General features: G+C 69.1%; 25 protein-coding genes and 3 tRNA genes. 12 read left to right on the forward strand and 16 right to left on the reverse strand.

All coding sequences use genetic code 11. The features are described from left to right. Positions 1-7: 7 nt before the first annotated feature. Positions 8-895: a diiron oxygenase gene (locus tag ABZY89_RS24360; protein WP_355231368.1), complete on the reverse strand. Its 888-nt coding sequence runs from the start codon at positions 893-895 to the stop codon at positions 8-10. An 82-nt stretch (positions 896-977) separates the two neighbouring features. On the opposite strand from ABZY89_RS24360, the gene ABZY89_RS24365 reads away from it, so the two are divergent. Further along, positions 978-1,658 (forward strand): TetR/AcrR family transcriptional regulator, encoded by a 681-nt coding sequence (locus ABZY89_RS24365; RefSeq protein ID WP_355231369.1) that lies wholly within the window; start codon positions 978-980, stop codon positions 1,656-1,658. After that, entirely contained in the window at positions 1,655-1,930 is a 276-nt protein-coding gene (locus ABZY89_RS24370; RefSeq protein ID WP_355231371.1) for a DUF4873 domain-containing protein, read from the forward strand. The genes ABZY89_RS24365 and ABZY89_RS24370 overlap by 4 nt, the downstream gene beginning before the upstream one ends. Positions 1,931-1,945: 15 nt before the next feature. On the opposite strand, the gene ABZY89_RS24375 is transcribed toward ABZY89_RS24370, so the two are convergent. Together ABZY89_RS24375 and ABZY89_RS24380 are read right to left on the reverse strand one after the other, a co-directional pair. Next, a complete protein-coding gene (locus tag ABZY89_RS24375) occupies positions 1,946-2,707 on the reverse strand; it encodes a sulfite exporter TauE/SafE family protein (protein ID WP_355231373.1) in 762 nt (253 codons plus the stop codon). Continuing rightward, positions 2,704-3,405, reverse strand: a complete 702-nt coding sequence (locus tag ABZY89_RS24380; protein WP_355231375.1) for an FCD domain-containing protein — start codon at positions 3,403-3,405, stop codon at positions 2,704-2,706. The genes ABZY89_RS24375 and ABZY89_RS24380 overlap by 4 nt, the downstream gene beginning before the upstream one ends. Positions 3,406-3,515: 110 nt before the next feature. Between ABZY89_RS24380 and ABZY89_RS24385 the strand changes: the two genes are divergently transcribed. The 4 genes from ABZY89_RS24385 (at position 3,516) to ABZY89_RS24400 (ending at position 9,212) form a co-directional block, all read left to right on the forward strand. After that, a complete protein-coding gene (locus ABZY89_RS24385; protein WP_355231376.1) occupies positions 3,516-4,844 on the forward strand; it encodes an SLC13 family permease in 1,329 nt (442 codons plus the stop codon). Positions 4,845-4,849: 5 nt separating this feature from the next. Continuing rightward, positions 4,850-6,019: a CoA transferase gene (locus ABZY89_RS24390; protein ID WP_355231378.1), complete on the forward strand. Its 1,170-nt coding sequence runs from the start codon at positions 4,850-4,852 to the stop codon at positions 6,017-6,019. A gap of 61 nt (positions 6,020-6,080) precedes the next feature. Further along, complete coding sequence (locus ABZY89_RS24395; RefSeq protein WP_355231380.1) at positions 6,081-7,583, forward strand: MFS transporter; 1,503 nt, start codon at positions 6,081-6,083, stop codon at positions 7,581-7,583. 27 nt (positions 7,584-7,610) lie between these two features. Next, positions 7,611-9,212 (forward strand): alpha-amylase family glycosyl hydrolase, encoded by a 1,602-nt coding sequence (locus ABZY89_RS24400; RefSeq protein WP_355231382.1) that lies wholly within the window; start codon positions 7,611-7,613, stop codon positions 9,210-9,212. Between the two features lie 18 nt (positions 9,213-9,230). Here ABZY89_RS24400 and ABZY89_RS24405 read toward each other — a convergent pair whose 3' ends face one another. Both ABZY89_RS24405 and ABZY89_RS24410 read right to left on the reverse strand, forming a co-directional pair. After that, positions 9,231-10,931, reverse strand: coding sequence for an alpha-glucosidase (locus ABZY89_RS24405; RefSeq protein WP_355231384.1), 1,701 nt, complete (start codon positions 10,929-10,931; stop codon positions 9,231-9,233). Between the two features lie 57 nt (positions 10,932-10,988). Beyond that, positions 10,989-11,387, reverse strand: a complete 399-nt coding sequence (locus ABZY89_RS24410) for an ion channel (RefSeq protein ID WP_355231386.1) — start codon at positions 11,385-11,387, stop codon at positions 10,989-10,991. A 234-nt stretch (positions 11,388-11,621) separates the two neighbouring features. Between ABZY89_RS24410 and ABZY89_RS24415 the strand changes: the two genes are divergently transcribed. Both ABZY89_RS24415 and ABZY89_RS24420 read left to right on the forward strand, forming a co-directional pair. Then, positions 11,622-12,101 carry an OsmC family protein gene (locus ABZY89_RS24415; RefSeq protein WP_355231387.1) on the forward strand — a complete coding sequence of 160 codons (480 nt, stop codon included), beginning with the start codon at positions 11,622-11,624 and terminating at the stop codon, positions 12,099-12,101. A gap of 53 nt (positions 12,102-12,154) precedes the next feature. Next, positions 12,155-13,885: an AMP-binding protein gene (locus tag ABZY89_RS24420; protein ID WP_355231389.1), complete on the forward strand. Its 1,731-nt coding sequence runs from the start codon at positions 12,155-12,157 to the stop codon at positions 13,883-13,885. Here the strand turns inward: ABZY89_RS24420 and ABZY89_RS24425 are convergent. Further along, positions 13,876-14,436, reverse strand: a complete 561-nt coding sequence (locus ABZY89_RS24425; RefSeq protein ID WP_355231391.1) for a TetR family transcriptional regulator — start codon at positions 14,434-14,436, stop codon at positions 13,876-13,878. The two genes, ABZY89_RS24420 and ABZY89_RS24425, sit on opposite strands and share 10 nt — an antisense overlap. Before the next feature lie 95 nt (positions 14,437-14,531). Between ABZY89_RS24425 and ABZY89_RS24430 the strand changes: the two genes are divergently transcribed. Further along, positions 14,532-15,971, forward strand: a complete 1,440-nt coding sequence (locus ABZY89_RS24430) for an MFS transporter (protein WP_355231392.1) — start codon at positions 14,532-14,534, stop codon at positions 15,969-15,971. Positions 15,972-15,975: 4 nt separating this feature from the next. Here ABZY89_RS24430 and ABZY89_RS24435 read toward each other — a convergent pair whose 3' ends face one another. The 3 genes from ABZY89_RS24435 to ABZY89_RS24445 all read right to left on the reverse strand — a co-directional run bounded on the left by ABZY89_RS24435 (position 15,976) and on the right by ABZY89_RS24445 (position 19,760). Beyond that, positions 15,976-16,743, reverse strand: a complete 768-nt coding sequence (locus ABZY89_RS24435; RefSeq protein ID WP_355231394.1) for a thioesterase family protein — start codon at positions 16,741-16,743, stop codon at positions 15,976-15,978. Positions 16,744-16,750: 7 nt separating this feature from the next. Further along, entirely contained in the window at positions 16,751-18,379 is a 1,629-nt protein-coding gene (locus tag ABZY89_RS24440; RefSeq protein WP_355231395.1) for an AMP-binding protein, read from the reverse strand. 64 nt (positions 18,380-18,443) lie between these two features. Further along, positions 18,444-19,760, reverse strand: a complete 1,317-nt coding sequence (locus ABZY89_RS24445) for an MFS transporter (RefSeq protein ID WP_355231397.1) — start codon at positions 19,758-19,760, stop codon at positions 18,444-18,446. 135 nt (positions 19,761-19,895) lie between these two features. On the opposite strand from ABZY89_RS24445, the gene ABZY89_RS24450 reads away from it, so the two are divergent. After that, positions 19,896-20,783, forward strand: a complete 888-nt coding sequence (locus ABZY89_RS24450; protein ID WP_355231399.1) for a helix-turn-helix transcriptional regulator — start codon at positions 19,896-19,898, stop codon at positions 20,781-20,783. A 23-nt stretch (positions 20,784-20,806) separates the two neighbouring features. Continuing rightward, positions 20,807-21,370, forward strand: a complete 564-nt coding sequence (locus ABZY89_RS24455; RefSeq protein WP_355231401.1) for a flavoprotein — start codon at positions 20,807-20,809, stop codon at positions 21,368-21,370. Here the strand turns inward: ABZY89_RS24455 and ABZY89_RS24460 are convergent. The 4 genes from ABZY89_RS24460 to ABZY89_RS24475 all read right to left on the reverse strand — a co-directional run bounded on the left by ABZY89_RS24460 (position 21,345) and on the right by ABZY89_RS24475 (position 22,458). Continuing rightward, positions 21,345-22,040 carry a DUF3841 domain-containing protein gene (locus tag ABZY89_RS24460; RefSeq protein ID WP_355231403.1) on the reverse strand — a complete coding sequence of 232 codons (696 nt, stop codon included), beginning with the start codon at positions 22,038-22,040 and terminating at the stop codon, positions 21,345-21,347. The genes ABZY89_RS24455 and ABZY89_RS24460 overlap by 26 nt on opposite strands. Positions 22,041-22,175: 135 nt before the next feature. Further along, positions 22,176-22,247, reverse strand: a tRNA-Val gene (locus tag ABZY89_RS24465). A 32-nt stretch (positions 22,248-22,279) separates the two neighbouring features. After that, a tRNA-Cys gene (locus ABZY89_RS24470) sits at positions 22,280-22,350 on the reverse strand. 35 nt (positions 22,351-22,385) lie between these two features. Beyond that, positions 22,386-22,458: transfer RNA gene (locus ABZY89_RS24475), tRNA-Gly, on the reverse strand. A gap of 168 nt (positions 22,459-22,626) precedes the next feature. Here ABZY89_RS24475 and ABZY89_RS24480 point away from each other — a divergent pair. Further along, positions 22,627-23,448: an aminotransferase class IV gene (locus tag ABZY89_RS24480; protein ID WP_355231405.1), complete on the forward strand. Its 822-nt coding sequence runs from the start codon at positions 22,627-22,629 to the stop codon at positions 23,446-23,448. A 115-nt stretch (positions 23,449-23,563) separates the two neighbouring features. Here ABZY89_RS24480 and ABZY89_RS24485 read toward each other — a convergent pair whose 3' ends face one another. The 3 genes from ABZY89_RS24485 to ABZY89_RS24495 all read right to left on the reverse strand — a co-directional run bounded on the left by ABZY89_RS24485 (position 23,564) and on the right by ABZY89_RS24495 (position 26,570). Further along, entirely contained in the window at positions 23,564-24,997 is a 1,434-nt protein-coding gene (locus ABZY89_RS24485) for an OFA family MFS transporter (protein ID WP_355231406.1), read from the reverse strand. 125 nt (positions 24,998-25,122) lie between these two features. Next, entirely contained in the window at positions 25,123-25,560 is a 438-nt protein-coding gene (locus ABZY89_RS24490; RefSeq protein ID WP_355019981.1) for an SsgA family sporulation/cell division regulator, read from the reverse strand. Between the two features lie 101 nt (positions 25,561-25,661). Then, positions 25,662-26,570, reverse strand: coding sequence for a 5'-3' exonuclease (locus ABZY89_RS24495; RefSeq protein WP_355231438.1), 909 nt, complete (start codon positions 26,568-26,570; stop codon positions 25,662-25,664). Between the last annotated feature and the right edge of the window lie 16 nt (positions 26,571-26,586).

Consider the following 26,586-nt stretch of genomic DNA (forward strand, 5'->3'; position numbering starts at 1 on the left):
CCTCGCGTCAGTCGCGCGGCACCAGGAAGGAGGCCCGCCAGAGCTTGCGGTCCTTCTCCGAGACCATCCCGTGCTCGGTGAGGTACGGCATCATCTTCTCGCCCATCCAGGCCAGCGTCGCGCGGTAGTGCTCGTTGCCGAGCGCCTCGCGGCGGGCGGCCATCGGGTCGAGGCCGACGGCCGCGTAGCAGTCCGGATGGACCAGCGAGCGCGCCATCACGTAGGCCGAGCGGGCGGTGAGGTTCTGGTGCAGCCGGAGCTGCGTACGCCCCATCTTCTGCGACATCGCCGCGGCGAGCTCCTCACGGGCGAAGGTGACGTGGCGAGCCTCTTCGGTGACGTGGATGCGGGAGGCCATCCGGGTCAGCGGCTGGCAGCGCTCGTCCTTCATCAGCTCGCGCTGCCACCGGTCGAGCGGCTCCTCGCCGACCAGGGTCGCGGAGAAGACGCTGGCTCCGTGCAGCAGCGGAGCGAGCTTCCCGATGCGCAGGACGGCGGGCCGGGGGCCGTACGCCGGCGCGCCCATCGCCGCGATCGCCCGGCCGAACATCACCGAGTGCCGGGTCTCGTCCCCGATCTCGGTCAGCGCGTACTGCGTCCGCGCCGTGCGCGGGTCCGCGCCGTAGACCTCGCGGAGCAGCAGCTGCATCAGCAGCACCTCGAACCACAGCCCGACGCTCATGATGCTGGCCACCTCGTGCCGGGAGAGCTCGATCTGCTGCTCCTGGCTGAGCCGGTCCCAGGTCGGGGTGCCGTAGAGGGAGACGCGCTCGGGCTGCATCCACCACAGTCCCTCGACGGGTGCGGCGTCCCAGTCGAGGTCGACCTCCGGGTCGTAGGACTGACGCGCGGTGGAGCGTAGGAGCCGGTCGGAGGTCGGGTCGGCGATGGTCATTCTTCTCCCTGACTGAGCGATCTGACTGAGCGTTGGAACTAGGTGTTACCCAGAGTTACGGGTAGTTGCTAGAGTGCAGGACATGACACGGAAGGTCAAGGACGACGGCCGCTCCTCGCGCTGGGACGCCCACCGCGAGACGAGACGGGCGGAGCTGGTGGCGGCAGCCGTACGCGCCGTCGACTCGGCCGGGACCGAGGTCTCGATCGCCGACATCGCCGCGGAGGCCGGGGTCAGCAAGCCGGTGCTCTACCGCTACTTCGCCGACAAGGCCGAGCTGCACGGCGCGGTGGGGATGTGGGCCGCGCGGCAGATCCTCGACGCGGTCGTCGACGCCGTGCTCGCCCCAGCGCCGACCCGCCAGCGGGTCGAGGCCGGGGTCGCGGCGTACGTCGAGACCATCGCCGAGCACCCCAACGTCTACCTGCTCCTGGTTCGCCAGCACACCGGCGGCACGGATCCGCTGGCGGACGGCAAACAGCTCATCGCGGCGACCTTCGCGCGGCTGCTCAACGACACTTTCGGCCGCCTCGGTGTCGACGCCGCCGGCGCCGAGCCCTGGGCGCACAGCCTCGTCGGGATCGGTGAGTCCGCCGGCCAGTGGTGGCTCGACCGGCGCACCATGTCCCGCGCTGCGTTCACCCGCTATCTGAGCGAGTTCGTCTGGCACGCACTGGAGGGCACCACCGCCGAGTACGGCGTCGACCTGAGCGCCCTGGACCGTCCCGAGATCGTCACCCCGCTGCGAAAGAGCCCCCGATGAGCGACCACGAGCCCCAGCACCTCTACGAAGGTCCCGCGCGCCTCGAGTCCGAGCACGGCACCTGGGAGGTCGATGTCGCACTGCGCGGCGCCTTCCAGCCGATCGACGGCCACTTCCACTGGTACGGCCGCGTCGGCACGGCCCTCGACGGCGTACGCAACGGCCAGAGCGTCACCGTCCGCACCGACCACGGCGAAGCCGAGGGGCGGCTCTCCGACATCGACCCCTGGGGGCGGTTCCGCGTCTCCGGGACGGGAAAGCCGCCGTTCTGACGCTGCGAAGAAATCTCAGCGCACGATCATGAGCGTCGCGGCGCCGATCCCGACGACCACGATCAGTGAGCGCAGGACCGTGGCCGGCAGCCGGCGGCCGATGTGCGCCCCGACGTACCCGCCCACGACCGATCCCGCGGCGAGCAGGCCGACGGCCCGCCAGTCGAGGTCGGCGATGGCCACGAAGATCACCGTCGCGACCACGTTCGAGGCCATCACCGCGAGCGTCTTGAGCGCGTTGACCGTACGGAACTCCAGATCGGTCCCGAGCCCGAGCACGGCCATCATCATCACCCCGGACCCGGCACCGAAGTAGCCGCCGTAGGCGCCGGTCAGCGTCGCGAAGACCGTGGTGAACCCGGAGATCCGCACCCGCGGCTCGTCATCGACGGCGTGCTGGCGCAGGAAGCGGCTCAGCCGCGGCTGCACCCCCACGAGTACGCAGGTGCCCAGGATCAGCCACGGCACGACCGCCTCGAAGACCGATCCCGGCAACCACAGCAGCAGCAACGCTCCGGCGATGCTGCCGCCGCCCGCGGTGATCAGCACCGCGGCGGTCGCTCCCGGATGCTCGGCCAGCTCGCGCCGGTAGCCGAAGGAGCCACTGAGCCCGGCGGGCGTCATCCCGACCGTGTTGGACGTGTTGGCCACGACCGGCGGAAGGCCGACCGCGACCAGGACGGGGAAGCTGAGCAGCGAGGCGACCCCGACGGTGGAGGTGAGGATGCCCGCACCCAGGCCCGCGGCGAGCACCACGAGCTGGTCGACCCACGTCATGCGTCGCGGAGCAGCGCCACGTCGCTGACCAGCATGACGTGGCCGTGCATCGCGGCAGCGGCACGTTGGGCGTCACCGGCAGCGATCGCGTCGGCGATCTTCTGGTGCCCGGCGAGGGACGTCTTGGGGCGGTCGGGCTGGGAGAGCGACTCGATCCGGGTCTCCCGGATCAGCTCGCTGATCTCGGACATCATCTGCTCGAGCAGAGGGGAGTGGGCCGCCTGGGTCACCGCCCGGTGGAAGAGCTCGTCGCCGTGGACGCCGCGCCCGCCGCCCGTGATGTCCTCGTCCATCGCCTTCAGTGCCGCGTCGATACGGTCCAGGTCCTCCTGCGTACGCCGCTGTGCCGCCAGGGCGGCGAGCTTCGTCTCCAGCGCGTCACGCGCCTCGATGACGTCGGGGATCCGCTCCGCGTGCGCCCGGATCGCATCGGTGATGCGCTCGACCCGCGGCTTGTCGGTCAGCACCGTCCCATCGCCGTGGCGTACCGCGACGACGCCGATGACCTCGAGCGCGACCAGGGCCTGGCTGAGGGTCGCTCGGCTCACGCCGAGGCTGGTGGCGAGCTGTCTCTCCGGCGGCAGCCGGTCTCCGGACTTCAGATCGTTCTCGGAGATCCAGGCCGTGATCTGCTCCGCGACCTGCTCATACAGGCGGGTTCGCTGCAGTGGACGTGGAAAGCGCGCGGACTCACTCATGGGTACAGGGTATTGACGTTCGGCCGATTGTCCTATTGGCTAGGCCACTGAGCCGAGGGTGATGCGAGTCACACCGGTGCCAGACGGGGGCCATACAGAAGGGAAGTCCGATGGGACCGGAATGGGTGGCGATCATCGCGCTGGTCGCCTTGTTCGTGGCAGGCACGTTGCTGCCGATCAACATGGGAGCGCTCGCGTACGTCGCAGCGTGGCTCGTCGGGATGTTCGCGCTGAACCTCGACGAGAAGGAGATCCTGGCCGGAGTCAGTGCCGACCTGATCCTGACGCTGATAGGCGTGACCTATCTGTTCGCGATCGCGAGGAACAACGGCACGGTCGACCTGATCGTCAGCAGTGCCGTACGCGCGGTGGGCGGCAGGGTCGCCCTGATCCCGTGGGTGATGTTCGGCGTGACCGCGCTGTTGACCGCCATGGGAGCCGCCAGCCCGGCGGCCTGCGCGATCATCGGGCCGGTGGCGCTCGGGTTCGCGGGCCGCTACAAGATCAACCCGCTGATGATGGGCATGTTCGTCGTGCACGGCGCCCAGGGCGGCGGCTTCTCGCCGATCAGTATCTACGGCACGATCACCAACTCGGTCATGGTCGACAACGGCCTGCCCGCCAGCGAGATGACGATCTTCATCGCCAGCCTGGTGGTCAACCTGATCATGGCGACCATCCTGTTCTTCGCCCTCGGCGGACGATCGCTGATGAGCATGCGGCTCGACCCCGACGAGGCGGCCGGCGCCGCCGCCGGCGTACCGGGCGATCTGCACGAGGGCGGCGTGACCGTCCCGGCCCGCGGTTACGGCACCGTCGCCCCGACCGGGACCAAGCCCGGCATCCGCACCGAGCAGGTCCTGACCCTCGCCGCCTTCGTGATCGTCGCCGCCGTCGCCCTGTTCTTCGACAAGAACATCGGCTTCGCCTCGATCACCGCGGCGACCATCCTCGCGGCGCTCTCCCCGAGCCAGCACAAGGACGCCATCCGCCAGATCGCCTGGCCGACGGTCCTCCTGGTCGCCGGCGTCTCGACGTACGCCACGATCCTCAACACCGCCGGATCGCCGGAGTTCGTGGGTGGCTGGGCGGCGAGCCTGGGCGTCGCGGCCATCGGCGCGCTCATCCTCTGCTACGTCGGCGCGGTCGTCTCCGCGTTCGCCTCCTCGACGGCGCTGCTCCCCATCATCATCCCGATCTCGGTGCCGCTGATCGCCGAGGGCGGGATCGACGCCGCCATGTTCGTGGCCGCGCTGGCGATCTCCTCGACCATCGTCGACGTGAGCCCGTTCTCCACCAACGGCGCGCTGATGCTGGCCAACCGTCCCGACACCATCACCGAGGAGCGCTACTACAAGCAGATCCTCGGCTACAGCGTCATCGTGGTGCTCGTCGGTCCCCTCCTGGTCTGGGCCACCATGGTCCTCCCGGGCTGGTGACGGGCATGCGTGGACCGCTCGACGACGTCGTCGTCCTCGATCTCTCCCGCGCTCTGGCCGGGCCGCACGCCGCGATGATGATGGGCGACCTCGGTGCCCGCGTGATCAAGGTGGAGGCGCCCGGGCACGGCGACGACACCCGGGGCTGGGGCCCGCCGTTCGTGGGGGAGGAGGGGCAGCGGGAGGCGACGTACTTCCTCTCCGCCAACCGCAACAAGGAGTCGATCACGCTCGACCTCAAGGACACCGACGACAAGGACGTGCTGCTGCGCCTGGTCGACCGGGCCGACGTGCTCATCGAGAACTTCCGCACCGGCGTCCTGGACCGGCTCGGGCTCGGCATCGACGAGCTCCAGGCCCGCAACCCGCGCCTCGTCGTGCTCTCGATCACCGGGTTCGGCCACGACGGCCCCGAGGGCGGTCGGTCCGGCTACGACCAGATCGCGCAGGGTGAGGCCGGGCTGATGTCTCTCACCGGATCGGGACCCGAAGACCCCCAACGTGTCGGCACGCCCATCGCCGACCTGCTCGCCGGGATGTACGGCGCCTACGGCGTGCTCGCCGCTCTCCACGAGCGCGACCGCACCGGCCACGGCACGGTCGTACGCACCTCGCTGCTCTCCGCCGTCGTCGGCGTCCACGGTTTCCAGGGCACCCGCTGGACCGTGGCAGGCGAGGTCGGGCGAGCCCAGGGCAACCATCACCCGAGCATCTCGCCGTACGGCCTGTTCCGCTGCGCCGACGGGACCGTGCAGATCGCGGTCGGGAGCGAGGGACTGTGGCGGAGGTTCTGCACCGCCTTCGACATCTCACCGGACCTCGAGGGCATGGCGACCAATCCAGAGCGGGCGGCCAACCGGGAGAAGGTCGTCGAGCTCGTCGAGACGCTCTTCGCGCCCTGGCCGGCCGAGGAGCTGCTCGCCAAGCTCGCCGAGGCCGGCGTCCCGGCCGGCAAGGTGCGCTCCCTGGACGAGGTCTACGCCTGGGAGCAGACCGCAAGCCAGGGTCTGCTGATCGACGTCGACCACTCCACCCTCGGCCACCTGACCCTCCCCGGGCCGCCGCTGCGGTTCTTCTCCGACGGGTCGGAGGTGACTCCCACCGACCACGCCGCGCCGCCCACCCTCGACCAGCACGGGCCCGGGCTGCGTACGTGGGTGGCGGACCAGCCCTGACCGCCCCTGACTGGGATACTGCTCGCACCGCGTCTCTGTCGTCGAGGGAAGGAGCCCGATCATGAAGGAATCTCCGGGTGATCGGGCTCCTCTCCGGCTGGGTACCGCCCGCGGCCGCTGGGTGCTGGCGACGACCGTGCTGGGCTCTGGCCTGGCAATGCTCGACTCGACCGTCGTCAACGTCGCCCTCGGCCGGATCGGCGACGACCTCGACGCGAGCTTCTCCGGTCTGCAATGGACGGTCAACGCCTACACGCTGAGCCTCGCGTCCCTGATCCTCCTCGGCGGTTCCCTCGGTGACCGCTTCGGACGGCGCCGGGTATTCCTCATCGGCGTGGTGTGGTTCGCCGTCGCGTCACTGCTGTGCGGGCTCGCTCCCAACATCGAGCTGCTGATCGCCGCGCGGGCGCTGCAGGGGGTCGGCGGCGCGCTGCTGACACCGGGGAGCCTGGCGATCATCGCCGCGTCGTTCCATGTCGACGACCGGTCCGCGGCCGTGGGCGCCTGGTCGGGTCTCAGCGGCATCGCGGCTGCCGTCGGACCGCTCGTCGGCGGCTGGCTGGTCGAGATCGACTGGCGGCTGGTCTTCCTCATCAACGTGCCGGTCGCGGTGCTCATCGTCATCGTCGCCCTGCGCCACGTCCCGGAGAGCCGAGACCCGGACGCCGCCGGCCGGCTCGACCTGACCGGCACCCTGCTCGCCGCGGCCGGGCTCGGCGTACTCACCTTCGGGCTGACCCGGGCGGGCGACGTCGGGTTCAACGGCTCCGTGGCGGTGACCGCCGCAGCCGGCATCGCGTGCCTGGGCGCCTTCGTCGTGGTCGAGGCACGCTCGACCCACCCGTTGGTCCCGCTCGAGCTGTTCCGCAACCCCCAGTTCAGCGCGGCCAACGCCGTCACCCTGCTCGTGTACGCGGCGCTCGGCGTGATCTTCGTGTTCCTCGTCCTGCAGCTCCAGGTCGTCAGCGGCTGGTCGCCCATCGCCGCGGGATCGGCGCTGCTGCCGGTGACCGTGGTGATGTTGCTCTTCTCGTCGCGTGCCGGCGCGCTGGCGCAGCGCATCGGTCCGCGCCTGCCGATGACCCTCGGGCCGCTGCTCGCGGCCGGCGGCGCACTCTGGATGGGGCAGATCGGCCCGGAAGCGTCCTACGTCGGCGACGTGCTGGCGCCTGTCCTGCTCTTCGCCATCGGGCTGACGCTGCTGGTCTCGCCGCTGACCGCCACCGTGCTCGATGCCGCTGATGACCGGCACGCCGGGATCGCCTCGGGCGTCAACAACGCGGTGGCCCGCACCGCCGGGCTGCTGGCAGTCGCGGTCATCCCGGCGGCGGTCGGGATCGCCGGCGACGACTACACCGACCCGCAGACCTTCGACGAGGGCTATGGCATGGCGATGATCATCAACGCCGCCCTCCTGATCCTCGGCGCGGCCCTCTCAGCGGTGTTCGTACGCCGCCCGCTCGCCGCCGGATCCGAGGTCGAGGAGCATCGGGTGCACATCGAGACCTGCGCGCACTGCGGTGTGACCGGCACCCAACTGCACCCCGCCGACCACGACCACTGAGGCCGGCCCCGACCCGTCCTGAGTGGCATGACCCGGGCGGCATCCGGTTACCGGGCTCCCGTGGATGCTCCGTGGTGGCGTGAGGCCGTGACCTACCAGATCTATCCGCGCTCGTTCGCCGATGCGGACGGGGACGGCACGGGCGATCTCGCCGGCATCACGTCGCGGCTGGACCATCTGGCCGACCTCGGCGTGGACGCGATCTGGCTCTCGCCGTTCTATCCCTCGCCACAGATCGACTACGGGTACGACGTCTCCGACGCCCGCGGCGTGGATCCGCTCTTCGGGACGCTCCCCGACGCCGATGACCTGCTCGCGAAGGCGCACGAAGTCGGCTTGAAAGTGATCATCGACCTGGTCCCCAACCACACCTCCTCGAGCCATCCGTGGTTCACCAAGGCACTCTCGGCCGGCCCCGGCTCGCCGGAGCGCGATCGCTATCTCTTCCGCGATGGCCGAGGGCCCGACGGCGAAGAGCCGCCGACCAACTGGAGGTCCGTCTTCGGCCAACCGGCGTGGACGCGGGTCGAGGACGGGCAGTGGTATCTCCACATGTTCGACGAGGAGGAGCCCGACCTCAACTGGCGCCACCCCGAGGTGGCCGAAGAGTTCCGCTCCGTGCTGAAGTGGTGGCTGGACCGGGGCGTCGACGGGTTCCGCGTCGACGTCGCCCACGGCCTGGTCAAGGACCTGCGCGACCAGCACGTCCCGGACGGAGGAACACCCAACTCCGACCCGGCGGTGATGTACGACGAGGGCATCGAGGACGATCCGATGTGGGACCAGCCGGACGTCCACGGGGTCTACCGGGACTGGCACGATCTCGTCGCGTCCTACCCGGGTGAGCGGATGCTGATCGCCGAGGCGTGGACCCAGGGACCGGAGTACCTGCGCGGCTATCTGCGTAGCGACGAGTTCGAGCAGGCGTTCAACTTCCGGTGGCTGCAGGCGCACTGGTCGGCGCGCGAGTTCACCGATGCGATCGTCTCCACGCTGGAGGCACTGCGTCCTTCCAGCGCCTGGCCGACCTGGGTTCTCTCCAACCATGACGCGGTACGCCACCGGACCCGCTACGGCGACGGGCCGCAGGCGCTCGCCCGCGCCCGCGCGGCGACACTGACGATGCTGGCGCTGCCCGGGTCGGCGTGCCTCTACCAGGGCGAGGAGCTCGGGCTGCCGCACGTGGAGCTGCCTCCGGAGCATCAGCAGGACCCGTGGGCAGAGGGCGGGAACGGCCGCGACGGCTGTCGGGTGCCGTTGCCGTGGAGCGGCGATGCGCCGCCGTTCGGCTTCGGTCCCGGCGACGGACAGCCCTGGCTACCGCAGCCGGTGCAGTGGACGGATCTGACCGTGGCCGCTCAGACCGGCCGGCCGGACTCGACCCTGGAGTTCTACCGGTCGGCGCTCGAGGCTCGTCGCCGCTACGCCCTCGGTGGCGACGAGGAGGTGAGGTTCCTCGATGCGCCCGAGGACGTCATCGCCTTTCGACGTGGCCGGCTGAGCGTCGTCCTCAACTGCGGCGCGGTGCCGACGCCGCTGCCTCGTGGCGACGTCGTGATCAGCAGCGGCGAGCCGGTCGGCCCAGAGCTGCCGCCCGACACCGCGGTCTGGTTGCTCGGCGACGACTGACCCAGCCTCAGCACCGGCTCAGCGGCGGAGGACCCGCGCCTCCCACGGTGCCATCGTCGGACCGCTGCCGCTCCCGAGCACGAGCTCGCCACGGGACTCGTCCACGAGTTCGCCCAGGTGCGCCTCGGTTCCGCTGAAGTTCGCGAGCACGACCAGCTGCCCGCTCTCGTGGCGCCGGCGGAAGGCGAAGATCTGCGGATGGCTGTCGGACAGCAGGGTGAAGTCGCCGTCGACCACGGCCGGGTCCTCGTGGCGCAGCCGGATCAGCCGGCGGTAGTGCGAGAGCACCGAGTCCGGGTCGTCGATCTGTGCGGCGACGTTGACCTCGGCGTAGTTCGGGTTGACCGCGAGCCACGGCGTTCCGGTGGTGAAGCCTGCTGAGGGAGAGGCGTCCCACTGCATCGGCGTACGCCCGTTGTCGCGGCACATCGCCCGGAGCGAGCGCATCACGTCCTCGGGATCCACTCCCAGCGCGACCGCCTCGTGGTAGTAGTTCACCGCTTCGACGTCGTCGACCTCGTCGATGGAGGTGAACGGGTAGTTCGTCATCCCGATCTCGTCGCCCTGATAGACGAACGGGGTGCCCCGCTGCAGGTGCAGCACGGTCGCGAGCAGCTTGGCCGACTCGGTTCGCCAGCGGCCGTCGTCGCCGTACCGCGACACGACTCTCGGCTGGTCGTGGTTGTCCCAATAGAGGCTGTTCCAGCCCACGTCCGCCAGACCCTCCTGCCAGGCCGCGAACCGATCACGGAGGCGGCCGAGTTCGAAGGGGCGTACGTCCCACTTGAAGGTGCCGTGGTCGATCTCGACGTGCTCGTAGTGCAGGACCATGTCGAGCTCGCGGCGTGCCGGGTCGGTGTACTTCCGGCCCTCCTCGACCGTCGTCTCGCCGGTCTCACCGACCAGCAGCAGGTCGCGGTCGTAGCGGTCAAAGACCTCCCGGTGCATCTCGGCGAGGTATTCGTGCACACGCGGCCCGTCGATCACCGACTGCCGCATGTTGCCGTAGCGCTGCCCGGGCATGACCGGTGCTTCCGGGAGCTCCGGGTCCTTGGAGATCAGGTTCACCACGTCCATGCGGAACCCGTCGACGCCGCGGTCCAGCCACCAGCGCAGCACCTCGTACACCGCCTGCCGCACCTCGGGGTTCTCCCAGTTCAGGTCCGGCTGCTTCTTGGTGAACAGATGCATGTAGTAGGCGGCCCTGCCCTCGCTGTACGTCCAGGCCGGCCCAGAGAAGAACGACCCCCAGTTGTTGGGCTCGTCGCGCCACCAGTACCAGTCGCGCTTGGGGCTCTCCGGGCTCGAGCTCGACTCCACGAACCAGGGATGCTCATCCGAGGTGTGGTTCGCGACGAGATCCATCACCAGCTTCATCCCTCGTTCGTGGAGGTCCGCGATCAGCGCGTCGAGCTCTGCGAGCGTGCCGTACGTCGGGTCGACATCGTGGTAGTCGCTGACGTCGTAGCCGTTGTCAGCCATCGGCGAGGGGTAGACGGGGGAGATCCACAGCACGTCGACCCCGAGCCACTCGAGGTGGTCGAGGTGCTGCCTGATCCCGCGGAGGTCGCCCACCCCGTCACCGTTCCCGTCGGCGAAGCTGCGTGGGTAGACCTGGTAGACGACGGCGGATCGCCACCAGCCCGGACCGGTGCGCCCAGCGGGTGCGGGGACGCTCGACGGTGTGCTTTCTCCTTCAGCGCGCGGCAAGTGGGTCATGACGTTCGCGGTAACCGTGCGGGACGCCACGCATACACGCCTGTCCACAGGCCGGCGCTAGCGTTTCGGTGGAGTGGGGGGAGTCGGGGAACGAGTCTGGGACCTGACGAGCGAGGCCACCACCACGATGTTGAAGACGATCAACACGCACACCAGCACCCGCGCGATCTGACCCTCGGCGTGGACATCGCCGTACCCGACCGTCGTCATTGTGCTCAAGGTGAAATAGAGGGCATCGGTGCGCGTATCCAGGCCGGTGATCTCGTCAGGACGAATCTCGTCGAGCAGGAAGAAGGTCAGCGATGCCGCCATCACCAGCACGATCAGCATCATGGCCAGCACCCGCAGGCTGCGTCCAGGCGCGCCCCTGCGAACGGCACCAAGCTCTTTGACCATCACCGTGCCGACGAGTGAGAGTGCACCCACTGTCACCAGCAAGCTCGTGCCAACGGCCACCAACGAATCTGCCGTCCACCGCAGAGGGAACGCGTAGTAGGCGACCAGTAGGCCGCTCAACGTCCAGATCGGACGCCACCCGGCTTTCCCCATGGAACTCTCGATTCGTCGTACGACTGAATCCTCAGGATGCGTTCGCGGGCGGAGTGACGCGTCACCCGTCCTGGGTGACACCGGATCCAGTCCACCGAATGCGGGGTCGATCACCGGAAATTCCGGCACTAAGGTGTGCGCATGGCTCTGACCCATGACTACACGGTCTCGGTGGAGTGGACGGGCAACCGCGGCACCGGGACGAGCGGCTACCGCGACTACGCCCGAGACCACGTCGTACGCATCGAGGGCCTGCCCGACATTCTGGGCTCCTCCGATCCGACCTTCCGCGGCGACGCGAGTCGGCACAACCCCGAGCAGCTCCTGCTGACCTCGCTGGCGCAGTGCCACATGCTGTCCTACCTCCACCAGGCGGTGACGGTGGGCGTGGTCGTCGTCGACTACCACGACGCCGCGACCGCCACCATGGAGACACAGGGCACCGGCGGCCGGTTCACCCGCGCCGTGCTCCACCCGGTCGTCACTGTCGCGGACGGTTCCATGATCGAGGCCGCGACCTCCGCCCACCACCAGGCCCACCTGGACTGCTTCATCGCGAGCAGCGTGAACTTCCCCGTCGACGTCGAGCCGACCGTGATCGTCGGTGGACTGACGCGCTAGCCCCCTCTTCCGGGGGTAGGGCGGGGGTCGGCCTCGCGACGATGATGACCGCCATGACTGGATCGACCTCGACCGACGCCCTGCTCACCGCCCGGGACGCGCTGATCGCCCAGCGCCTCGACTACGCCGAGGCGCTGGACACTTTCCGCTGGCCCGACGTCGGGGCGATCTTCAACTTCGCCCACGACTGGTTCGACCCGATGGCTCGGGGCAACGACGCTCCGGCGCTGGTCATCGCCGAGTCGGACGGTTCGCGGGCTGCGTACTCCTTCGACGAGCTGGCGCGTCGCTCGGACGCGGTGGCCCGCTACCTTCGGCGCCTCGGCGTCGGGTCGGGCGACAGCGTGGTCGTCATGCTGGGCAACCAGGTCGAGCTGTGGGAGACGATGCTCGCGGCGATGAAGGTCGGCGCGGTGCTGATGCCGACGACGACCGCGGTCGGCACCGCCGAGCTGGTCGACCGGCTCGCCCGGGGCCGGGCCCGCGCGGTGGTGTGCAACGCCGTGGACGCGGACAAGTTCGACGGCGTCCCCGGTGACTACGTACGGATCGGTGTCGGGCTCGGCGCGGGGGAGCGGGAGGGCTGGAACGACTACGCCGCGGCCGCCGCCGAGAGCCAGGAGCCGCTCGAGCACCCAGGCAACGCCACCACCGACGCGCTGCTCCTCTACTTCACCAGCGGCACCACGAGCCGTCCGAAGCTGGTCGAGCACACCCACTACACCTACCCGGTCGGGCACCTGTCGACGATGTACTGGCTGGGTCTGCGCCCCGGCGATGTCCACATGAACATCTCCAGCCCCGGGTGGGCCAAGCACGCCTGGTCGAACTTCTTCGCTCCCTGGCTCGCCGGAGCGACCGTCTTCGTCCTCAACTACGCGCGCTTCGAGGCGGCCACGCTGCTGCAGCGGATCCGCGAGGAGCACGTCACCAGCATGTGCGCTCCGCCGACGGTGTGGCGGATGCTCATCCAGGCCGACCTCTCCGGCGGCTGCGGGTCCCTGCGCGAGGCGATCAGCGCCGGTGAGCCGCTCAACCCCGAGGTGATCAGCCAGGTCCAGCAGGCGTGGGGCCTGACCATCCGCGACGGCTTCGGGCAGACCGAGATGACCGCGACGGTCGCCAACAGCCCGGGTCAGCCGGTACGTCCGGGCTCGATGGGCCGGCCGTTGCCCGGTGTCCCGGTCGTGCTGGTCGACCCGATCGAGGGGACCGTGATCGAGGGGCCGGGTGAAGGCGAGCTGTGCCTTGATCTGGGCCACGACCTCTCGTCGCGGCCCGCCACCTTGATGACCGAATACCGTGATGACGAGAAGCGCACCGCCGACGCGATGCGCGGCGGCTTCTTCCACACCGGCGACGTCGCCAGCCGCGACGAGGAGGGCTACATCACCTACGTCGGCCGCACCGACGACGTCTTCAAGGCCTCCGACTACAAGGTCTCGCCCTTCGAGCTGGAGTCGGTCCTGATCGAGCACCCCGCGGTGGCCGAGGCGGCGGTCGTGCCGGCCCCTGACCCGGTGCGACTCGCCGTTCCCAAGGCGTACGTCTCCCTCACGGCCGGCCACGAGCCAACCGCCGAGACCGCCCGGGCCATCCTCGAGTTCGCCCGCGACCACCTGCCGCCCTACCTGCGCGTACGGCGCCTGGAGTTCTTCGACCTGCCCAAGACGATCTCTGGGAAGATCCGGCGCGTCGAGCTCCGGACCCGTGAGCAGGAGGTCGTCGACCAGCGGCCACCGGGGGAGCACCGCTACGAGGACTTCTTCTCCCGTCAGTCCTGAGTCACCAGGCGCCGTACGCTCTCGACGACGATCTCCCGGCACCGAGCGCGGCTGGGCCGGCGCACCAGGGCGAGCTCGGGGGTGTGCAGGTGCCAGCTCATCGCCAGCGCGCGAACCTCGGTGAGCAGCTCGAGCGGCGAGTAGGCGGTCGTCAGCTTCCCTGCCTGCTGCGCCTCCTCGATCTTGGCCAGCTTGGCGTCGTTGGAGGCGACGATCGCCGGGAGCTTCCCGGTCGGGCGCTCGAGCTGATACCAGGTCGTCAGCCGTAGCGTCGTGGGGAAGCGCTCGTAGAGGTCGAAGGACCGTCCGGCGTAGCCGGGCAGGTCGGTGGCGTCGAACTCGACCTCGTCGACGAACGCGAGCACCCGGTGGGCGAAGACGGCGTCGAAGAGCTCGTCCTTCGTGCCGAAGTACTTGTAGATCAGCGCCTTGTTCGCCAGCGCCGTCTCCGCGATCCGGTCGACGCGCGAGCCGGCGATGCCGTACGCCGCGAACTCGGCCTCGGCGGCGTCGAGGATGCGGGTGCGGGTCGCCTCGGAGTCTCTGGCCATGCACCCACCCTAAAGCAAGTAACTAGTTAGTTGCATTTCGTGCCACTCAGTGCTTCACTGAAATAACCAACTCGTTAGTTACTTAGGAAGTGCACATGTCTCCGACACCCCTGCGCCCTGGTGCCCGTCACCGGGCGGTCGTCCTGATGGTGATCCTCGGCTGCCAGCTGATGATGACCCTCGACGCCTCGATCGTGACCACGGCGCTCACCCACATCAAGGCGGAGCTCGGCTTCACCGACTCGTCCTTGTCGTGGATCCAGAACGCCTACGTGCTCGCCTTCGGCGGCCTCCTGCTGCTCGGCGCACGAGCCGGTGACCTGCTCGGCCGGCGCCGCGTGTTCATCGCCGGGACGGCGCTCTTCACCGCGGCCTCGCTCCTGGCCGGGCTCGCGCCGTCGGCCGAACTTCTCATCGCCGCGCGCACGCTGCAGGGGGTGGCGTCGGCCTTCGCGATCCCGTCAACGCTGGCACTGCTGATCACCAGCTTCCCCGAGCCCGAGGAGCGCACCCGGGCGATCGCGATCTACAGCGCGGTGATCGGTGCCGGAGCCAGCGTCGGGATCATCGTCGGCGGCGTCTTCACCGAGTACCTCTCCTGGCGCTGGGGTCTCTTGGTCAACGTCCCGCTCGGGATCCTGATCCTCGCCCTCTCACCGCGCTACCTCCCCGAGACCGAGCCCCGGCCCGGCAGGGTCGACATCTTGGGCGCGCTGAGCGTCACCGTCGGTATGTCGGCGCTCGTCTACGGCCTCGTCGAGGCCGCCGAGATCGGCTGGGGCAGCGCCCAGACCCTGCTCCCGCTCACCGCGTCGGTGGTCCTGCTCGTCGCCTTCGTGCTCATCGAGCTGCGGGCCGCGCAGCCCATCGTGCCGATCCGGCTCTTCTCCAGCGTGCACCGCTCCGGGGCGTACATCGGCCGGATCCTGATCGTCGGCGCGATGTTCTCGACGTTCTACTTCCTCTCGCAGTATCTCCAGAACGTACGTGGCCTCAGCCCGCTCGCCACCGGACTCGTCTACATCCCGATGACCGGCATGTTCTTCGCAATGGTGTACGCCGTGCGCTGGGCCGGACCGAGGATCAGCAAGCCCGTGCTGCTGCTGACCTCCCTGGTCACGGCGGGGATCGGCATGGCCTGGCTGAGCCGGATCGACGCGACGACGCCGGTGGTGTCGATCCTGCCGCCGCTGCTGGTGCTGGGTATCGGCCAAGGCATCGCGATCATCCTCCTCACCGACTTCGGGATGGCCGGGGTCGACCCGGGTGACGCCGGCGCCGCCTCCGGTCTGGTCAACACCGCCCACCAGATCGGCGGCTCGATCGGGCTCGCGCTCCTGACCGTCGTGTACGGCAGCGCGGTGCACCACGACCCCGCCCCGGGCGCCGTCGCCCAGGCCCATGGCTACTCGACCGTCTTCGACGTCGCGACCGGCTTCTACGCCCTTGCCGTGATCGTCGCCCTGGTCATGCTCACCGCCCACCGGCGCGCCAGCAGGTCGACCGCGCCGATCACGGTCGCGGCCGCCAGTTGAGCCGTCAGGGACGGACGGTCAGGCACTGCGTACTGACGCCGAAGGCGCCCCGCTCGTCATGGAGCACGGACGTGGTCACACCGGCGCCCTCCGGGCCGAACGAGACGGTCGTGTCGAGCCCCAACCAGCCAGGAGCCGGAGCCCGGAACAGGTGCGCGGTCAGGTCGAGGTTGGGGAAGCTGACGACCTTCGGGTCGACGCGGACGGCGACGCCGTTGGTGATGTCGAGCAGCCCGGCGACCTGCGCCAGCCGGCTCACCTCCTCGTCGGCGACGAGGGGGTGAGCCGTACGCACCCAGGACTGCGCCCGCCCCGGGCCGAGGTCATGGCGGCGCACCTCCACCGAGGCGATGAAGCCCCCGTCCCACAAGGTGGTCATGTCCCAGGCCGGCACCTCGTCCGGCGCGGACATCGGCAGGTGACGGGTGCCCTCGAGCTCCGCGGTCGGGTAGCCGGCGGTCAGCCAGGCACGCAGGAGCACGACGGGCCGGCCGCCGTGGCAGGCCCGGGCCTCGACGAGTTCGATGGTACGTCCGGCGCGGAGCACGGTGACCTCGACATCGACCGGCTCGAGCGGGACGGTGCCGAGGATGTCGTAGCTGATCCGGGTGATCTGGAGCCCGTCGTCGCGGCGGGCGTCGCGGTCTCTTTCGACCTCGTGCGCGAGCACGCCGAGCAGGGTGGCGATGTGCTGTGTGTCCAGGTCCCAGGCCCCGCCGACGTGCTCGGTCGGCGTAAAGGTGCATGGACCGGTCCGGTGCCAGTAGCTCATCGGCGGCTCAGAGGCCGAGCAGAGCGACGCTCTGCTCGCGCATGTCGATCTTGCGGACCTTGCCGGTCACGGTCATCGGGAACTCCTCGACGAGCAGCACGTAGCGCGGCGCCTTGTAGTGGGCGAGCTTGCCGCTAGCGAAGGCGCGTACGGCCTCGGCGTCCAGCGGCTCGGCGCCGGGTTGCATCCGGATCCAGGCGCAGAGCTCCTCGCCGTACCTCTCGTCCGGGACGCCCACGACCTGCGCCTCGGCGATGTCGGGATGGGTGAAGAGGAACTCCTCGATCTCGCGCGGGTAGATGTTCTCGCCACCACGGATCACCATGTCCTTGATCCTTCCCACCACCACGCAGTAGCCGTCCTCGCGCATCACGGCCAGGTCGCCGGTGTGCATCCAGCCGTCGGCGTCGATCGCGTCGGCGGTCTTCGTCTCATCGTCCCAGTAGCCGAGCATCACCGAGTAGCCGCGGGTGCAGAACTCGCCCGCCGTGCCGCGGGGGACCGCCTCGCCGGTGGCCGGGTCGACGATCTTGATCTCGACGTGCGGGGCCGCGCGGCCGATCGTCTCGGTGCGCCGCTCGAGGTCGTCGTCGGTGCGGGTCTGGCACGAGACCGGCGAGGTCTCGGTCATGCCGTAGGCGATCGCGACCTCGCTCATGTGCATCTCGCTGACGCACCGCTTCATGACCTCGATCGGGCACAGCGCGCCGGCCATGATCCCGGTACGCAGCGTGGAGAGGTCGTAGGAGGCGAAGTCAGGGTCGTTCTGCATCGCGATGAACATCGTCGGCACGCCGTACAGCGCCGTGCACCTCTCGTCCTGGACCGTCTGCAGCGTCGTGGCCGGGTCGAAGCCGGGGCCCGGGATGACCATGGTCGCACCGTGGGTGGTGCAGCCGAGGTTGGCCATCACCATGCCGAAGCAGTGGTAGAAGGGCACCGGGATGCAGAGCCGGTCCTGCTCGGTGAAGTGGATCGCCTCGGTGACGAAGAAGCCGTTGTTCAAGATGTTGCGGTGCGACAGCGTCGCGCCCTTAGGGAAGCCCGTGGTCCCGGAGGTGTACTGGATGTTGATCGCGTCGTTCGGGTCGAGCGTGTATTCGACGTGGTCGGCCAGCCGCTCGCCACGGCCGGCGGCCAGCAGCTCATCCCACTGCGGCGTACCCAGGAAGATGGTCTGCTCGAGCGCGCCGCAGTCGCCCGCCACCTCGCCGACGAGCGATACGTAGTCGCTGGTCTTGAACTCGGTCGCGCTGATCAGCAGCCGCACCCCGGACTGGTTGAGCGCGTACGCGAGCTCGTGGGTGCGGTAGGCGGGGTTGATGTTGACCAGGATCGCACCGATCTTGGCCGTGGCGAACTGGACCATCGTCCACTCGGCGCAGTTCGGAGCCCAGATGCCGACGCGGTCACCCTTGCCGATGCCGGCCTTGCGCAGGCCGACCGCGAGGGCATCCACGTCGGCATCCAGCTCGGCGTAGGTCCAGCGTCGTCCGGTGGCGATCTCGACGAGCGCCTCACGGTCTCCGTGGCGGGCGACGGTGCGCTCGAAGTTGGCTCCGATCGTCTCCTCGAGCAGCGGAACGTCGATGTCGCCACGAGCCGACGAAGCGGTGATGGATGAGGTCTCGGTCATGCCGCGAGCATGACCGAGACCACGGTGGCAGCCACACCCCCGAAGGAGGGTGAGCGGTGCCGGATCAGGCGAGTGCGGGCTCCGCGTCGAGCTCCACGCGGCTGGTCTCCTTGGCCACCAGCAGGCAGCCGATGCTCAGCACGGCCAGGGCGCTGAGGAAGTACGCGATGCCGTCGGTGCCCCACCGGGCCAGCAGGTCCTCGGCGATGACCAGCGGGACAGCGCCGCCGAGGATGCCCGCGATGTTGTAGCCGAGACCGGCTCCCGTGTAGCGGTACTTCGCCTGGAACATCTCGGGCAGGAACGCCGCGATCGGACCATAGTTGAGACCGAGTACGCACAGCATCAGGCTGTTGCCGAGGGCGAAGCTGACGAAGCTGCCCGGCTCCATGATGGCGAAGGACAGCGGGCCGGCGACGAGGCCGAAGGCGGCGCCGATGAGCAGGACCACACGGCGGCCGAGGACGTCGGAGAGCCACGCGGAGGCGATCACCGTGACGCTCATCGCGAACGCCGCGACGATGACGCCGAGCAGGGCCTGGCTCATGCTCAGGCCGAGGGTGCCGACCGCGTGGGCGACCATGAAGCTGGCGCCGGTGTAGAAGGCGCCGAAGACGACCGCCATGATCCCGCCGCTGAGCAGCACCTGCCGCCACTGGTCACGGATGCAGCCGACGAACGGGAGCGCGCTGCGGGTGCCTGCCGACTGGACCTTCTTGAACGACGGCGTCTCGGCGATCTTCAGCCGGACCCAGAGGCCGACCGCGATGAGGACGGCGCTGGCCAGGAACGGGATCCGCCAACCCCAGGCCGCGAACGCGGCGGGCTCCATCAGGCGGAAGGTCGTGAGCATGGCTGCGGCGGCGAGGATCAGCCCGAGGCTGGGGCCGAGCTGCGGGAACATGCTGTAGCGCCCGCGCTGGCCGCGGGCGGCGTACTCGGTGGTGAGGAGTGCGGCGCCCGCCCACTCGCCGCCGAGCGCGATGCCCTGCAGTGCGCGCAGCAGAACGAGGATCACCACGGCGCCCTTGCCGATCGACTCCACGCTCGGGAGCAGGCCGATCGCGAAGGTCGAGGTGCCCATGATCATCAGGGTGGTGATCAGCGTGGCCTTGCGGCCGATCCGGTCGCCGTAGTGGCCGAAGAGGATCGCTCCCAATGGTCGGAAGACGAACGCGACGCCGAAGGTCGCGATCGAGGCCAAGGTGCCCTCGGGACCGCCCATGGACGGGAAGAAGACGGCATTGAAGACCAGGGCTGCCGCGAGCCCGTAGATGAGGAAGTCGTAGAACTCGATGGTGGTGCCGGTCAGTGACGCCGTCGCGACGCGGCGCATGGTGCGCCCGTCGACCTCGGCTCGGTTAGCCGCGATTTGGGCCATGATCGTGCCTCCTACTTGGATTGGTGAACCGAGTGTGGGACCGACACCACCTGTCCGATACCCCCGGACGAGTGCCCTCGAAAGAGGGGGTATGCCTCTTGTTGCCTGTGATGGTCGTCACTTACGCTCAACGCCATGAGCACCACCGCCATCGCCCCAGAGGCGCCGTACGACGGGTCCCGGATCGCCCAGACGCTGGCCTCCTTCCGGACCGCGTCGGGGCTGGATCTCGCCTTCGGTGGCCCGGTGCGCGGTGACGGCACGGCCATCGACATCACCGCGACCTGTGGCGCGAAGGGCGTCTCGCTGCGCGGCCTGCGGGTGGTCAACGGGGAGGGCCTGGGCGGCAAGACGCTGCAGACCCGGCAACCCGGGTCCGTCGACCACTACTACACCGCTCGCGGGATCACCCACCTCTACGACACCGCCGTCGCTCAGGAGCAGATCCAGACCGTCGCCGCCCTGCCGATCATGGTCGACCGGGCCCCGCGGATGCTCATCTACCTCGCCTCCCGCTCCCGGCTCGGTCTCGGCGGCGTCTGGTTCGACTCGCTGCGGCCGCTGATCCGCACCCTCGAGCGGGAGATCCTGATCGACGACGAGGTCCGCAACCGGCTCTCCCGGCTGGCGCCCGCGCCGAGTCGGGCTCCTAGAGCGGACGAGACGGCCGCGAAGCGCGATCTCGCCGAACGCCGGGAGATGGCGGCCGAGCTCACCGACCTGGCCGGCCAGGTCGTCGACCCCGAGGTCCGCAGCCGCCTCGAGGCCATGGTCCTCCGGCTCACCGCCGCGCCGGGGGAGAAGCAGCCAGCTCAGCTCGCTCCGGCCGTACGCCTGGCCGCTCGCGAGCTCGACGTCCTGCGCCAGGTGGCGCTCGGGAACAGCAACCGGCAAGCCGCCGAGGCCCTCGGGATCGTGGAGAGCACCGTGAAGTCCTACCTCAAGAGCGCCACCCGCAAGCTCAACGCCAACAACCGCGTCCACGCGGTCCGGATGGCGCGCGAGGCCGGCCTGATCGACTGATCCACGTCGCGTACGCTCTCGGCGTGGCCATCATCGGAGTCATCGCCTGCGCTGCAGGCGGCGTGGAGCAACTCTGCGACGAGCTGGTCACCCCGCTGGTCGACGCCGGCCACCAGGTTCCGGTGACACTGACCCCGACGGCCTTCACCTGGCTGCGCGCGAACGGCGAGGCCGACCGGATCGAGGCGCTGACTGGGTTCCCTGTACGGGGACCGAGCCGTCTCCCGTGGGAGCCGCGTACGCACCCGGCGCAGCTCGATGCCGTCGTCGTCGCCCCCGCAACCTTCAACAGCACCGCCAAGATCGCCCTGGGCCTGGCCGACAACCAGGCCCTCACCGTCGTCACCGAAAACCTCACTACCGTTCCGGTCGTCGTTTTCCCGCTCATCAACGCCGCCCACGCCGAGCACCCCGCCTGGCCCTCCCACGTGGCAGCCCTACGCCGCGCCGGCGTCGACCTCATCGAAGGCCCCGACATCTGGCCCCTCCACCCACCCCGCCAGATGCCACCGGACCAGAAACTGCCGTGGGGCGCGATCATCGAGGCCGTCCAACGGGGCCTCACAGCAGGCGAACAGCGCGGGTGACCGCGTCCAGCGTGATCCGGTGGGTCGTCGCCTGGATATGGCGCGCAGGGACCCACGAAGCGCCGTCGTACGACTCGACCCACGCTGACGGGTCGAAGATCGACTGCCACGACCGTTCGAGCTCCTCACGAAGCGGTCGGGGCCACGATGCCAGCGACATCTGATCGCAATGACTCGTACGCTCCGACCACTCGTCCCAGGACCGATCGAACCGTGCCTCCCAGTCCGGCCACGGCAGGTCGCGGTCGCCGCGGATGAGGAGCGTCCTGTTGAGGACACTGTGCCAGTCGCCGAAGTGGCTGAGCAGTACCTGCTTGCGCGGAAGCCTGACCGAGATGAGTACTTCACCTCGGTACCGACGTGCCGAATTCAAGAGCTCGCGCCGTGTCGTGGCGGCCCACATCCACACCATTCCGTCGCCCGAGGTCGGAAGCCGGCAATCCATCTCCCGCTTCATCCACCCGTATGCCTCGGCGAAGTCCGGCTCCCAGTAGCGCGGCGACCCTTCCAACACCCCGGTCTGCCGGAGCTCTTCGAATGCCTTCACCGTCTGGAACGTGTGGAGGTCGACGTACGCATCCGAGTCCGCATCGGCCTGGACGTGAGGCGCCGCCGGAACAGAGAGAAACCATGGAAGCCAGCGAGGAAGGGCGCGCTCGTGAAACCGCATGTCCGCCCCTTGGCGCTTCTTCGACCGAGGGGCTCGTTCCGGCATAGCGCGGATGTTAGCCGTGAACACCGACGTCGCCACGGGAAATAGATTCTGACTCCGACCCATTGCCAGGTCGGAGTCAGAATCTTGTTGTGGACGATACTGGGTTTGAACCAGTGACCTCTTCCGTGTCAAGGAAGCGCGCTACCGCTGCGCCAATCGTCCGGGGTTATTCAATTTATCAGGGTGGTGCTTCGAGGTGGGTACGGGATTTGAACCCGTGTACACGGATTTGCAGTCCGTTGCCTCGCCTCTCGGCCAACCCACCGCTGGAGGCAATGCCTCCGGTGGAGACCTACTCCGAGCGGACGACGAGGCTCGAACTCGCGACCTCAACCTTGGCAAGGTTGCGCTCTACCAACTGAGCTACGTCCGCTTGCTGCTTCAGGCCCGGTTTCCCGTGCCCTTGGCGACGAGAAGAACATTATCGGAGCCGCTGCCCGAGGCCAAATCCAGGGTCACCTGCGTGTCATTCACCTGTCATCTCGACGACCACACCGGCGCGCTTTCCCTGCTCTGACCAGGGACGTTTTAGAGTTGCCGCATGCGCGCGTGGATCGATGGTCAGCTTCTCGACAACCCGGCCGCCCCGGCGGTCTCCATCAGAGACCACGGTCTAGTGGTCGGCGACGGCGTCTTCGAGACGCTCAAGGTGATCAAGGACCAGCCGTTCGCGCTCGCCCTCCACCTCGACCGCCTCGAGCGCTCCGCGAGCGGCCTCGGCCTGCCGACCCCCGACCGCTCGCTCATCACCAAGGGTGTGGAGGCCGTGCTGGGCGCAGCGCCGACAGCGTACGGACGGCTGCGGATCACCGTCACGGGCGGGCCGGCGCCGTTCGGCTCCGGGCGCGCGGACGTGGCGCCCACGATCATCATCGGCCTCGAGGACGCGGAGCCCAACCCGACCGAGACCAAGGTCGTCAGCGTGCCGTGGCGCCGCAACGAGCACGGTGCGACGACCGGTCTGAAGACGACGTCGTACGCCGAGAACGTCATCGCCCTCGCCGAGGCCCGCAAGCACGGGGCCACGGAGGCGATCTTCGCCAACACCGTCGGCGACCTGTGCGAGGGCACCGGGAGCAACATCTTCTACGTGCTCGACGGCGCGCTCAAGACTCCGAGGCTCTCCAGCGGCCCGCTGGCCGGGATCACCCGCGCCCTGGTGCTGGAGTGGTTCGGCGCCGAGGAGACCGACGAGCCGCTGGCCGAGGTCGAGGAGTACGCCTCAGAGGTCTTCCTCACCTCCAGTTTGCGCGACGTCCAGGCTGTGACCGAGTGGGGTACGCGCACCCTCCCGCACGGCCCGGTGACCCAGGCGGCGCAGGAGGCGTGGCGTACGAACGAGCCGAGCCTGCTCGGCCTCTGACCTGTCTGAAGCCGAGCTCAGCCCGTGAAGAGCTGCGCCGCACGGCGCAGCGTCTCGATTACTCCGTAGGCCAGCGGGATCCCGACCAGGGCCCAGGCACCTGCGATCTTGGCGTTCATGCTGCGCTCCTCTCGGTCTCGGTGGAGTCGGCGGACTTGGGCTCGTGGAACCGGTCGGGGACCTGGTGCACCAGGAGGTTGGCGATGAAGCCGACCGCGAGGACGCCGACCATGGTCAGCAGCGCGGGCCGGTAGGCGGCTGCGGTCAGCGTGCCGGGTTCACCCTGGGCGTCGAGGAAGGCGTTGATGATGAGCGGTCCGGCGATGCCGGCGGCCGACCAGGCGGTCAGCAGCCGGCCGTGGATGGCGCCGACCTGGAAGGTGCCGAAGAGGTCGCGGAGGTAGGCGGGGACGGTGGCGAAGCCGCCGCCGTAGAACGACAGGATCACGACGGCGAGCAGCACGAACAGCGCCATCGAGGTGTCCCCGATGGTCGCCAGCAGGAGATAGAGCACGAGTCCGACCCCGAGATACATCATGTAGATCGGCTTGCGACCGATGACGTCGGAGGTCGAGGACCAGATGAACCGGCCGCTCATGTTGGCGATCGAGAGCAGCCCGACGAAGCCACCGGCCGCGACCGCGCTCACGGAGGAGACTCCGTCGGTGCGGAAGAAGTCCTGGATCATCGGAGCCGCCTGCTCGAGGATGCCGATGCCGGCGGTGACGTTGCAGAAGAGCACGATCCACACCAGCCAGAACGACCGGGTCCTGATCGCGTTGTTCGCCGAGACGCTCGCCGTGGTGACGAGCTTCTTCTCCTTCACGCTGGCCGGGTCCCATCCCGCCGGCGTCCAGCCCTCGGGTGGGACCCGAACGGTGGCCGCGCCGAAGGACATGAAGACCAGGTAGACCACGCCGAGGGTGAGGAAGAGCATCATCACCGCGTGGCCGTCGGGGACGGTGGTGGCGTCACCGGTGTAGGACGGGTCGTAGAGCGCGAGCAGCCGGCCGCTCAGCGGGCTGGCGATCATCGCGCCACCGCCGAAGCCCATGATCGCCATGCCGGTGGCCAGGCCCGGCCGGTCCGGGAACCACTTGATCAGCGTGGAGACGGGGGAGATGTAGCCGATCCCGAGTCCGATGCCGCCGATGACGCCGTAGCCGAGATAGACCAGCCACAGCTGGCCGGTGCCGATGCCGAGGGCGCCGATGAAGAAGCCGGAGGACCAGAAGATCGCGGCCACGGTCATCGCCGCACGCGGTCCGTTGCGGTCCACCCAGGTGCCCATCACCGCGGCCGAGAGGCCGAGCATCACGATCGCGATCGAGAAGATCACCCCGATCGCGGTCTGGCTCGTGTCGAAGTGCTCGACCAGGGCGGTCTTGTAGACGCTGGTGGCGTACACCTGGCCGATGCAGAGGTGGACGGCAAGGGCGGCGGGCGGAATGAGCCAGCGACTGAAGCCGGGGCCGGCCACCGTTCGCTCGCGAGAAAGGAAAGCTGGCAGCACTGTGACCTCCGAGGTGGTGGTGCGGGTGACGCACATCACTATCACAGTTGACGTGGCAACGGCGAGGAATTGCTTCCGGCCAGCGAAAAGTACGAACCCTCCCGCCCCGGGGATTCCGGGACGGGAGGGTTCGTGAACGAATGAGCAGGCGGGCGGAGTGCCTACTCAGCGTCGAACGAGCTGCCCAGCAGGTCTGCGATCAGCGCGTCGAGATCCAGGTGCTGGCTCTCGGAGCCGACCGGGACGGCCGAGAAGGACTTGCCGAGGAACGTCTGCACCTCGCGCGAGTCGGCGGTCGCGATCAGGCGGCCATCGGGGGAGCTGAAGTCGAAGACGGCGACTGCCTTCGCGTCCTCGTCGATGCTGGGGTAGATCTTCACGTCACCCTCGCCGGCGGGGGCGGCCAGGCCCTGCAGCATCAGCGTACGGGACACGACCCACTCGACGTCACCGGCGCCGGAGTGGAAGGTCAGGCTCACTGCGTACGGGTCGTTCTCGCGGTAGCCGAGGGTCGTCGGCACCTCCACGGTCCGGCCCCAGGGGTCAAGGCACGAGATCTTGATGTCCTGCTGCACTGCCGGGTGCTTGATGTCGCTCATTCGTCCGCTCCTTCTTGGTGGTCTTGCCAAGGAGACGGAGACGTACGCGGCTGATGATGCCGTTTCTACAAACTTTCTGAATGGAGTTGTGGAGACCTGTGTCACACCCGCGCGAGAGCGGCTTCCAGGCGGGCGACGGGGGAGGCGAGGTTGTACGTCGCGGCGAGCTCGTGCAGGCGTTCCGGGTCGGCCGGAGCGCTCGGCAGAGCGGTGCCAGTGCGGTCCAGCGGGATGTCCCGAGCGACCGCCACGACCTTCGGCGCGACTGCCAGATAGGGGGCCGCGTCGATGAACTTCTGCCGCTGCGACTTGGTGATCGCGGTGGTCGGGTCGGCGATGGCGGCGATGATCCCCTCGAGGTCCCCGTACTGCTCGAGCAGCTTGGCGGCGGTCTTCTCGCCGACGCCCTTCACCCCCGGCAGCCCGTCGGAGGTGTCGCCACGCATCGTGGCGAAGTCGGCGTACTGCGCGGCGCTGATCCCGTACTTGGCGAGCACCCACTTCTCGTCGACCAGATCCGGGTCGCTCACGCCCCGGGTCGGGTAGAGGATGCGTACGCCGGCAGCGTCATCGACGAGCTGGAAGAGGTCGCGGTCGCCGGTGACGACGTCGACCGGCATCCCCGCGCCGGTCGCGAGGGTGCCGATCACGTCGTCGGCCTCGTAGCCGTCGGCGCCGATGACGCAGATCCCGGCCGCGGCGAGCACCTCGCGGATGATCGGCACCTGCACCTGCAGCGGATCGGGGACCTCCTCGACGTCGGGCGCCGTCTCGACCTCCTCCACCACCCGGTGCGCCTTGTAGGACGGGATCAGGTCGACCCGCCACTGCGGTCGCCAGTCGTTGTCCCAGCAGCACACCAGGTCGGTGGGGGAGTAGTCGTTGACCAGCCGGGAGATGAACTCCAGCAGGCCGCGGACGGCGTTGACCGGAGTGCCGTCCTCGGCTCGGATGTCGGGTACGCCGAAGAAGGCGCGGAAGTAGAGCGAGGCGGTGTCCAGCAGGAGCATTCGAGGTTCAACCACG

The sequence above is a fragment of the Nocardioides sp. NPDC006303 genome (assembly GCF_040613175.1).
Classification (GTDB): domain Bacteria; phylum Actinomycetota; class Actinomycetes; order Propionibacteriales; family Nocardioidaceae; genus Nocardioides.

What these genes read in the sequence shown, in the direction of transcription:
- ABZY89_RS24360 (WP_355231368.1), bottom strand. Translation starts at nt 895, where the DNA reads ATGACCATCGCCGACCCGACCTCCGACCGGCTCCTACGCTCCACCGCG.
- ABZY89_RS24365 (WP_355231369.1), top strand. Translation starts at nt 978, where the DNA reads ATGACACGGAAGGTCAAGGACGACGGCCGCTCCTCGCGCTGGGACGCC.
- ABZY89_RS24370 (WP_355231371.1), top strand. Translation starts at nt 1,655, where the DNA reads ATGAGCGACCACGAGCCCCAGCACCTCTACGAAGGTCCCGCGCGCCTC.
- ABZY89_RS24375 (WP_355231373.1), bottom strand. Translation starts at nt 2,707, where the DNA reads ATGACGTGGGTCGACCAGCTCGTGGTGCTCGCCGCGGGCCTGGGTGCG.
- ABZY89_RS24380 (WP_355231375.1), bottom strand. Translation starts at nt 3,405, where the DNA reads ATGAGTGAGTCCGCGCGCTTTCCACGTCCACTGCAGCGAACCCGCCTG.
- ABZY89_RS24385 (WP_355231376.1), top strand. Translation starts at nt 3,516, where the DNA reads ATGGGACCGGAATGGGTGGCGATCATCGCGCTGGTCGCCTTGTTCGTG.
- ABZY89_RS24390 (WP_355231378.1), top strand. Translation starts at nt 4,850, where the DNA reads ATGCGTGGACCGCTCGACGACGTCGTCGTCCTCGATCTCTCCCGCGCT.
- ABZY89_RS24395 (WP_355231380.1), top strand. Translation starts at nt 6,081, where the DNA reads ATGAAGGAATCTCCGGGTGATCGGGCTCCTCTCCGGCTGGGTACCGCC.
- ABZY89_RS24400 (WP_355231382.1), top strand. Translation starts at nt 7,611, where the DNA reads ATGACCCGGGCGGCATCCGGTTACCGGGCTCCCGTGGATGCTCCGTGG.
- ABZY89_RS24405 (WP_355231384.1), bottom strand. Translation starts at nt 10,931, where the DNA reads ATGACCCACTTGCCGCGCGCTGAAGGAGAAAGCACACCGTCGAGCGTC.
- ABZY89_RS24415 (WP_355231387.1), top strand. Translation starts at nt 11,622, where the DNA reads ATGGCTCTGACCCATGACTACACGGTCTCGGTGGAGTGGACGGGCAAC.
- ABZY89_RS24420 (WP_355231389.1), top strand. Translation starts at nt 12,155, where the DNA reads ATGACTGGATCGACCTCGACCGACGCCCTGCTCACCGCCCGGGACGCG.
- ABZY89_RS24425 (WP_355231391.1), bottom strand. Translation starts at nt 14,436, where the DNA reads ATGGCCAGAGACTCCGAGGCGACCCGCACCCGCATCCTCGACGCCGCC.
- ABZY89_RS24430 (WP_355231392.1), top strand. Translation starts at nt 14,532, where the DNA reads ATGTCTCCGACACCCCTGCGCCCTGGTGCCCGTCACCGGGCGGTCGTC.
- ABZY89_RS24435 (WP_355231394.1), bottom strand. Translation starts at nt 16,743, where the DNA reads ATGAGCTACTGGCACCGGACCGGTCCATGCACCTTTACGCCGACCGAG.
- ABZY89_RS24440 (WP_355231395.1), bottom strand. Translation starts at nt 18,379, where the DNA reads ATGACCGAGACCTCATCCATCACCGCTTCGTCGGCTCGTGGCGACATC.
- ABZY89_RS24445 (WP_355231397.1), bottom strand. Translation starts at nt 19,760, where the DNA reads ATGGCCCAAATCGCGGCTAACCGAGCCGAGGTCGACGGGCGCACCATG.
- ABZY89_RS24450 (WP_355231399.1), top strand. Translation starts at nt 19,896, where the DNA reads ATGAGCACCACCGCCATCGCCCCAGAGGCGCCGTACGACGGGTCCCGG.
- ABZY89_RS24460 (WP_355231403.1), bottom strand. Translation starts at nt 22,040, where the DNA reads ATGCGGTTTCACGAGCGCGCCCTTCCTCGCTGGCTTCCATGGTTTCTC.
- ABZY89_RS24480 (WP_355231405.1), top strand. Translation starts at nt 22,627, where the DNA reads ATGCGCGCGTGGATCGATGGTCAGCTTCTCGACAACCCGGCCGCCCCG.
- ABZY89_RS24485 (WP_355231406.1), bottom strand. Translation starts at nt 24,997, where the DNA reads ATGTGCGTCACCCGCACCACCACCTCGGAGGTCACAGTGCTGCCAGCT.
- ABZY89_RS24490 (WP_355019981.1), bottom strand. Translation starts at nt 25,560, where the DNA reads ATGAGCGACATCAAGCACCCGGCAGTGCAGCAGGACATCAAGATCTCG.
- ABZY89_RS24495 (WP_355231438.1), bottom strand. Translation starts at nt 26,570, where the DNA reads ATGCTCCTGCTGGACACCGCCTCGCTCTACTTCCGCGCCTTCTTCGGC.